The organism is Pseudanabaena sp. 'Roaring Creek' (assembly GCF_001402795.1).
Classification (GTDB): Bacteria; Cyanobacteriota; Cyanobacteriia; order Pseudanabaenales; family Pseudanabaenaceae; genus Pseudanabaena.
The window spans coordinates 1-8,846 of record NZ_LIRE01000081.1 but is presented as its reverse complement, the minus strand read 5'-3'; the positions used below and the strand labels follow the sequence as shown (position 1 = coordinate 8,846).

The 8,846-nt window shown below is 45.9% G+C and carries 4 protein-coding genes; all 4 read right to left on the bottom strand.

Features of this window, described 5'->3' with window-relative positions; all coding sequences use genetic code 11:
* Positions 1-158: 158 nt before the first annotated feature.
* The 4 genes from AC805_RS02790 to AC805_RS02775 are packed head-to-tail and all read right to left on the bottom strand — an operon-like array spanning position 159 to position 8,452.
* On the bottom strand, positions 159-3,287 hold the full coding sequence (locus AC805_RS02790) for an efflux RND transporter permease subunit (protein WP_055074005.1): 3,129 nt from the start codon (positions 3,285-3,287) through the stop codon (positions 159-161).
* Entirely contained in the window at positions 3,274-6,399 is a 3,126-nt protein-coding gene (locus AC805_RS02785) for an efflux RND transporter permease subunit (protein WP_055074004.1), read from the bottom strand. Before AC805_RS02785 ends, AC805_RS02790 begins: the two co-directional genes overlap by 14 nt.
* Positions 6,399-7,946 (bottom strand): efflux RND transporter periplasmic adaptor subunit, encoded by a 1,548-nt coding sequence (locus AC805_RS02780; protein WP_055074003.1) that lies wholly within the window; start codon positions 7,944-7,946, stop codon positions 6,399-6,401. Before AC805_RS02780 ends, AC805_RS02785 begins: the two co-directional genes overlap by 1 nt.
* Before the next feature lie 53 nt (positions 7,947-7,999).
* A complete protein-coding gene (locus AC805_RS02775) occupies positions 8,000-8,452 on the bottom strand; it encodes a hypothetical protein (RefSeq protein WP_055074002.1) in 453 nt (150 codons plus the stop codon).
* Positions 8,453-8,846: the final 394 nt, after the last annotated feature.

The window sequence follows — 8,846 nt, the reverse complement described above, 5'->3', positions numbered from 1 at the left end:
ATGTTGAATGCGGCTGGCTTATGGAACTTCTATTTGGATTTTGCTTAAAATGGATAGAAAAAGTAAAACCACCTCTATGCTTTACTTTTATTTACCAACAAGTCTATTAGTAGATAAAATCCAATAAGAGCATGGCGGCGCTTTGCGCCGCCATGCTCTTATTGGATTTTGATTTTGCCATGAGAGGTCGCGTGACGCTGATTTGACTTAGGACGCACGAACTTTTGTCGCCATGCTTCCATATAGGTATAAAAAACGGGGGTCAGATAAAGTGTCAGAATTTGCGAAAAGACCAATCCGCCAACGATCGCTATACCCAGAGGGCGACGGGCTTCAGAACCCGTACCTGCTCCAATAGCGATCGGCAACGTGCCGATTAGGGCTGCCATCGTCGTCATCATAATCGGTCGAAAGCGAACGATACAGGCTGCATAAATCGCATCCCTTGGACTTTTATTCTCTCGGCGTTGCGCCTCGATCGCAAAGTCTACCAGCATAATCCCATTTTTCTTGACAATTCCAACTAGTAGGATAATGCCAATAAAGGAATAGAGATTTAACTCCACCTGAAATATCCATAACGTCAGTAAAGCGCCAAAGCCCGCAGAAGGAAGCCCCGACAAAATCGTGATGGGGTGAATGAAGTCTTCGTAAAGGATACCGAGAATCAAATAAATAACAATTATTGACACTAATAGCAGCAGACCCAGATCGTTAAAGGATTGGGCAAATACCTGAGCCGATCCTTGAAAACTAGGTGTTACCGTGTCTGGTAAAACATCCTTGGCAACCTTCTTGATGGCGTTGGTCGCATCGCTCAGCGATGTTCCTAACAGCGTATCAAAGGAGATCGTGGCAGAGGGGAGTTGGGCTAAATGATTGACCGTCAGAGGACCGACATCTTGAACGATCGAAGCCATCGCACTTAAGGGAACTGAGGTACCTTTAGGATCTCTCACATAAATCATGGACAAAGCCGTAGCATCTCTTTGAAACTCTGGTTTCAGCTCCAAAATAACGTAAAACTGATCGTTCGGGGTAAACATTGTGGAAACTTGGCTGGAACCATAAGCATTCCCAAGAGTTTGTTCGATCTGTGCTGCCGTAATCCCTAAAAGAGCGGCTTTATCGTGATCGATTTTTATTTCTACTTGGGGGGTTCTCAGTTGCAGATCGGTATCGACACCTCGAAGTCCCGGAATTTCCCTGACCTTATCTAACAATTTGGGAATAGAATCGCGCAGATCCTGCAAATTGAGGCTCTGAAGCGTAAACTGATAGGTGGAATTGGTTTGCTGTCCGCCAATGGGAATTGCTGGCGGCGATCGCAAGAAAGCCTGAATACCCGTAATTCGGCGTAACTTGGGAGTAAGTTCTTGAATGACTTCATCCGCACTGAGTTCCCTCTGATTCCGAGGTTTAAGCCGCACGGTAATGCGCCCATTGTTAACGGAAGCATTAGGACCCGCTGCCCCGACAGTAGAGTTAAGCGCGGCAACATTGGGATCTTTCCGAATAATGTCAACCACAGCCTGTTGGTGCTTTAACATATCATCAAAAGAGATATCCTGCGCAGCCTTAGTATTTACCATTAACTGTCCCGTATCTTCGTTGGGAATTAATCCCTTAGGAACTAGCGTATAGGTATAAAATGTCAGAAATAGTAATAGTAAAGAAACAATCATCGTCACTCGATGGTGCTTTAAAACAGGTTTGAGCGTCCATTCGTAGCCTTTTAGTAAACTATCAAAGGCATTTTCCAGAAATTTGGCGAAGCGATTTTGTTGGTGATGGGACGATCGCAAGAAGCGGCTACAAAGCATGGGAGTAAGACTGAGAGAAACGAAACCCGATACGAGGATGGAGACACTAATCACGATCGCAAATTCGTGGAATAGTTTGCCAATCAGTCCACCCATAAAGATGATCGGAATAAACACAGCCACTAAGGAGAGGGTCATCGATAAAATCGTAAAGCTCACTTCCTGTGAACCCTTTAAAGCCGCAACCATCGGCGGTTCGCCCATTTCGCGATGGCGAACGATATTTTCAAGGACAACGATCGCATCATCAACGACAAAACCTACGGAAAGGGTCAAAGCCATCAGTGATAAATTGTCGAGGGAATAGCCCAGCAGGTACATGACCGCAAAAGTGCCGATAATGGCAATCGGTAAAGCCATACTCGGAATCATCGTCGCAGGCAGATCTCGCAAGAATAGGAAAATCACCATCACCACAAGGGCGATAGAGAGAATTAGAGTAAACTGCACATCTTGGATCGAAGCGCGAATCGATAGGGAGCGATCGTAGAGAATGCCCATCTCGATCGATTTAGGAATTTGAGCTTTCAATGTCGGTAACATCGCTTTGACCGCATCCACAATCTGAACGGTATTCGCCCCAGGTTGCGGCTGTACCGCGAGCACAATAGAGGGTTGATTGGCAACTTTGCGATCGCTAAAGAGATTAGAAACTTTATTATTTTGGATGCTATCGATTACATCACCCAATTCCCTCAGGTGTACAGGAGAGCCATTTTTATAACTAACAATTAATTCGCCATATTCCGCCGCATTATTTAATTGTCCGTTTGCCTGAATGAGATAGCTCTTATCTTTACCCGATAGGCTGCCCGTTGGCAGCGTAACATTCCCTGACCGAACGATCGTCTTGATTTGATCGAGACCGATTCCTCTAGCTGCGACCGCACGCGGATCGAGTTGCACCCTCACTGCGTATTGCTTTTGACCGTAGACCTGTACTTGCGCGACCCCATTAATGGCGGAGATAGGTTGAGCGATCGTAATTTCGGCACTTTCATCCACCTCGTATATTGGTAGGGTTTCCGAATAAAGATAGAGATAAAGAATGGGCGAAACCGAAGGATTGACTTTACGATAGGTTGGTGGTTTGGGCATATCCGCAGGCAATTGTCCTGCCGCTGCCGAAATAGCCGCTTGCACGTCCTTTGCCGCCGAAGCCACGCTGCGGCTAAAGTCAAATTGCAAAGAAATACTGGTGCTACCTGTAGCACTAGTGGAATTAAAAGAATTTAGTCCCGCAATTTCAGTGAACTGCCGTTCGAGGGGGGCAGCCACTGCGGAAGCCATCGTTTCGGGCGTACCTCCTGGCAGACTTGCCGAGACGCTAATAAAGGGATATTCCACATTGGGCAAAGCGCTGATCGGTAACAGCGCGTAACTCATAATGCCAAAGATGAGGATGCCAATCATCACGAGGGTAGTCATGACTGGACGGGTGATAAATAATTTAGAAAGATTCACGTTTTTCACCCCCCTTCAGGAAAAGATTTTTCAAACTAAATCCTCTAATCTTCTTTCGCCATGCTTCCATATAGATATAAAAGACGGGCGTTAGATACAGCGTCAAGATTTGCGAGAATACCAAGCCACCAACTACGGCGATTCCTAAAGGGCGACGCGATTCCGAACCCGCACCAAAACCAATTGCGATCGGCAGGGTGCCCATGAGCGCCGCCATTGTGGTCATCATGATCGGGCGGAAACGGACGAGACAGGCTTGATAGATGGCGGTCGCTGGTTTTAGTGCTTCCGTGCGCTGGGCTTCGATCGCAAAGTCCACCATCATAATGCCATTCTTCTTAACGATGCCCACCAATAAAATAATGCCAATAAAGGAGTACACATTAAGTTCGACATTAAATATCATCAAGGTGAGCAAAGCGCCAAAACCAGCCGAGGGTAAACCAGATAGAATCGTAATCGGATGAATAAAATCCTCGTAGAGAATGCCCAGAATCAGATAAATCACCAGAATTGCAACCGCTAATAAAAATATTAAGCTGGGCAAAGAACTCTGAAATACCTGACTGGCTCCCGTAAAGCTAGTGGCAATATTATCGGGTATCGTTTCGCGAATTAACTGCTCGACTTGCTGGTTGGCTGTCCCCAAAGCCACATTCGGCGCTAAATTGTACGAGATCGTTGCCGCGTTCATCCTGCCTGAGTGGTTAACCATCAAGGATGCAATTCCTTGAGAAATCGTCGCAAAGGTTTTGAGCGGCACGACTTGCCCAGAGGTTGAGGTGATATAGAGCGATAGTAAAGCATTAGTATCTTGCTGAAATTCAGGCTGTAATTCGAGAATGACTTGATATTCGTTAGTCGAACCATAGATAGTTGAAACCTGATAAGAGCCATAGGCGCTTCTCAAAGCATTTTCGATCTGTTGAGCGGTGATGCCGTGGGAGGAAGCCTTACGGCGATCGATGTCAATTTTGACTTGAGCAGTCATTTGCAAATCGCTATTCACATCTTGCAATAAGGGGAGAGCTTTCATTTTTTCGACGAGTTTTGGCACGTACTCCTGCAAAGGCTGTACGTCAGTATTCTGGAGTTCTAATTGATAAAGCCCTGTAGTTTGTTGCGTACCGATGGGAATCGCTGGTGGATTTTGCAAAAATACTTGAATGCCCGTGATATCAGCTAGTTTCGTTCGCAATGCTTGGATGACTTCATCGGCACTTTTCTCCCGTTGCGATCGCGGCTTTAAGCGAATAAATAAACTTCCTGAATTACCAGCATTCGACGAACCTCCACCACCAGCACTGGCACCAATATTCGAGTTCACCGCATCCACATTGGGATCGCTGGCAATCATTGCGGCGACAGCTTGTTGATGCAAGACTAAAGCTTCAAAGGAAGTATCTTGTGCGCCTTGAGTCGTTCCCACGATCTGTCCCTTATCCTCGCTGGGAATAAATCCCTTCGGTACGGCAATAAATAGCCCAATCGTGGCAAATAGCAACACAAAGGACATAATCATCGTGGTGCGATGGTATTTCATTACGGTTTTTAAGCTGCGATCGTACAAGCCGAGAAAGCGATCGAATATTTCTTCGGTAACGCGATAAAAGCGACTTTGGCGGGCATGGCTAGCCGAACGCAAAAAGCGACTGCATAACATCGGAGTCAAGCTCAAGGATACAAATCCTGAAACTAGAATCGAAACAGCGATCGTCACAGCAAACTCATGGAATAAACGCCCCAAGAGTTCGCTCATAAATAGCATAGGAATGAATACCGCAACCAAGGAGAGCGTCATCGATAGAATTGTAAACCCGATCTCCCTAGAGCCATTGAGCGCAGCCTGCATTGGGCGTTCACCCATTTCCATATGGCGAACGATATTTTCCAGCATGACGATCGCATCATCCACCACAAAACCTACCGATAGGGTAAGCGCCATCAACGATAAATTGTCCAGAGAAAACGCAAGCTGGTTCATCACGGCGAACGTACCGATCAGCGATACGGGCAGGGCAAGGCTGGGAATTACCGTTGCCGAAAGATTCCGCAAAAATATAAAGATGACTAAAACGACTAAAGCGATCGTTAAAACCAAGGTAAATCGCACGTCATCAACGGATTCACGAATTGATTGCGATGCATCGTACAGCACGCCGATCTGCACGGAATTGGGAACCTGTTCGCGTAATTTTGGGAGTAGTTTCTGAATTGTATCGACCACTTGTACCGTATTCGTGCCTGGTTGTCGCTGAATCGAGAGAATAATCGCCCGACTGTTGTTATACCAACTTGCAACCTTGTCATTCTCAACGCTGTCCACAATCCGACCTAGCTGCTCTAGATAAATCGGGGCGCTATTCTTATAAGCGACAATTAATTTGCGATAGGCAGCCGCATCCTGTAATTGTCCATTGGTCTGTACGGTAAAGTTTTTGTGCTCGCCCGAAAGACTTCCTGTGGGTAAGTTGACATTACCCTGCTGGATTGCCGTTTGCACTTGGTCGATACCAATTCCTTGACTGGCTAATTTCTGCGGATCGAGTTGAATCCTTGCCGCATACTTTTGCGAACCATAAACACTTACCTGCGCCACCCCTGAGATAGTTGAGAGCTTTTGCGCCAGATAGGTTTCGGCATAGCTATCCACTTGCGAAAGTGGTAATGTCGGTGAATAGAGATAGAGATAGAGAATGGGCTGATCGGCGGGATTAACCTTACTAAAAGTAGGCGGATTGGGCAAATCGCTGGCAATCTGTCCAGAAGAAGCAGCGATCGCCGCCTGTACATCCTGAGCCGCATCGTCAATACTACGATTCAGGCTAAATTGCAGTGCAATTTGCGTCTTCCCCAAGGTCGTAGTCGAATTGAGCGAATCTAACCCTGCAATACTAGAGAACTGCTTTTCTAAAGGGCGCGTTACTGAGGCTGCCATCGTTTCAGGGCTAGCTCCAGGACGAGAGGCTGTGACCTGAATCGTGGGATAGTCCACAGTGGGCAGATCGCTAATCGGCAAAGACTGATAGCTCATCCACCCGAAAATCAAGATTCCCGCCATCACTAGAGTAGTCATGATCGGGCGGCGAATAAAAATTTCTGAGAGATTCATTAATTAGCTCCCTCTGTCTTGGCAGAACGTGGTTTTCGAGGTTTACCTGCCTTAGTGGGATCTGTCGTTGGCTTTGCCTCATTACCAACAGCATTGCTATCGGGCTCTTTAATGCGGATTTTACTACCATTGACGAGATTTGCTTGACCATCAATCACAACGCGATCGCCTGATTTCAAACCTTTTTGAATAATATCTAGCCCGTCAATCGTGCTACTCGCCACCACGGGCAGATTAGTTACCGTCGGGTTATCCTTATCATCGTCATTAACCACAAACACGAACTGTCCATTCGCCCCATTTTGCACCGCTTGGGCGGGGACAACGATCGCATTGGGTTCTTCGTTTAAGGTCAAGGTCGTATTCACAAACTGCCCTGGAAATAGCTGACCGCCAGCATTATTAAAATCGCCAATCAGTTGAATCGTCCCCGTCGTATTGTCCACGGTGTTATTAATGAAGGTTAGGGTTCCTGATATCGGAGTCTTACTACCAGCAAAAGTCACCGTCACATCGAGTTTGCCATTTTTCATCCGTTTTTGGATTTCAGGGAGGTTTACCTCAGGAATCGCGAAAGCAACTTGAATGGGATTAACTTGGGCGATGGTCACCAACGGACTACTACTATTTGCCTGAACGACATTGCCTGCGGTAACGAGAATATTGCCCGCCCGCCCATCAATCGGCGCATAGATTTCGGTATAGGAAGCCTGTACTTGCACGTTTTGATAAGCCCCCTCGTCCGTCGCAACCACCGCTTCCGCATTGGCGATCGCCGCTTTATCACCCTCAACTACCGCCAGAGCATTAGCAATTGCTTCGCGATCGCTTTGCAAAGTTGCCTCCGAGACGCGATTATTGGTGCTATATTGCTGAGCTTGATCTTGACTGATCGCGCCTTCTTTATAGAGAGCACTATAGCGATCGCTCTCTGCCTTCGCAAACTGTGCCTGAGCCATATCCTTCGCTAAAGTAGCTTCCGCCGATCGCACTAAGCCGATATCTCTCGTCAAGTTAGCCCTAGCCTGCTGCACCTGCGCGAGATCTTTTGCCAGTACTCCTTGCGCCTGTTGAATTGAGGCTATTTGCGATCGGTTATCAATCGTAAATAAGAGATCTCCCCTATGTACTTCCTGCCCTTTCTTGAAATGTACCCCCGTAATCATGCCTCCTGCTTGCGGAGTCACAGACACAGTGGAACTAGCTTGAACATTACCGATCGCCTGTAATTGAATCGGTACGTTTTTTTGGGTAACTACCGCCACCGCTACAGGAGTGAGTTGCTCGCGCTTATCAGCTTTCTTGCTATTGTCATCCTGTTTAGTTGCGGTCAAAGCCCGAAAGCTAAAGAAACCAACAGTGCCCAACAAAAGCAATCCCATAATTGCGAAACCAATACGTCTTTTGGAGAAGAATTTAGATAATGATTTTGACTTAGCCCCATCCTCATATAATTCAGGACTATTGCCATTAAGGGATAGATGATTGCTATGGCGATCGCCATTTGATGAAATCTCTAAAGGGATCTCTAACTGATGCTCGTTCATAAAAATTACTAAATCCTTCTAGATGGCTTTTTTCTGACAGATAGCTTCTACGATCATTTATCGGGTAATTTATCGGGATAGGGAGTCTGTTCGTAAGACTTCTCAAAAATCATTTGAATTTTTGTCTTCTGTTCGGTAGTAAGATTCAGAGTGGTAACCGCTTTACGTAGCTTCTCACCCTGTTTCATCTTTTCTTGTAACTGTTGAACCTGAGATGGATTCAACACCGCCTCAACCTGTTTGCGTCGCGCTTCGCGAGCCTGTTCTCTATCTGTAGAGTTGGGATTCGACTTATCAACATTACTGGGATCTGCATTGGGATTTTTGGGAGCACTGACAGGCAAAGGCTCTGGAGAAGTACTGCTCGCTGGTACGGAATTAGAAGGTGAAATAGATTGAGGTGAATCTGAAGAATTAGCTGGCGTACATGCCGAAATACCTCCAAAAATTAATGTTACTGAAACAATAATTGTGGCGATCGTGGTTTTTCTCGATCTTATTTTCATCTTTATCTCATCCCTGTTTTATACATTTAATCAGTTTTACAAGCATAGATTGCGAACTGTTAAAGAATATCGGTAGAAAAGGCTCGGAAATTTTTAACATTCCCAAGCCTTTGTATTGAAGTGAGGAACTTTCAGTTACCATAATTCTAGAGGTTGACCCGAATTTGCACATGAACGCAAAGTAATGACCTAACTAGTCAAAAAGTCATATAGCATTTCTGACTTTTTTCCCATCAATAATCTTACAAATCAGTCGTAATTGCTCTAGGAAGGAATAATCAAAATTTGGTATAAGTAGTTCGGCATGATTAAAAACTCTAAGAGATCCCCCTCAATCCCCCTTAAAAAGGGGGAAGAATTTAATTCTCCCCCCTTTTTAAGGGGGGCTGGGGGG

Coding starts and splice junctions, on each gene's coding strand:
- AC805_RS02780 (WP_055074003.1), bottom strand. CDS start 7,946: ATGAACGAGCATCAGTTAGAGATCCCTTTAGAGATTTCATCAAATGGC.
- AC805_RS02785 (WP_055074004.1), bottom strand. CDS start 6,399: ATGAATCTCTCAGAAATTTTTATTCGCCGCCCGATCATGACTACTCTA.
- AC805_RS02775 (WP_055074002.1), bottom strand. CDS start 8,452: ATGAAAATAAGATCGAGAAAAACCACGATCGCCACAATTATTGTTTCA.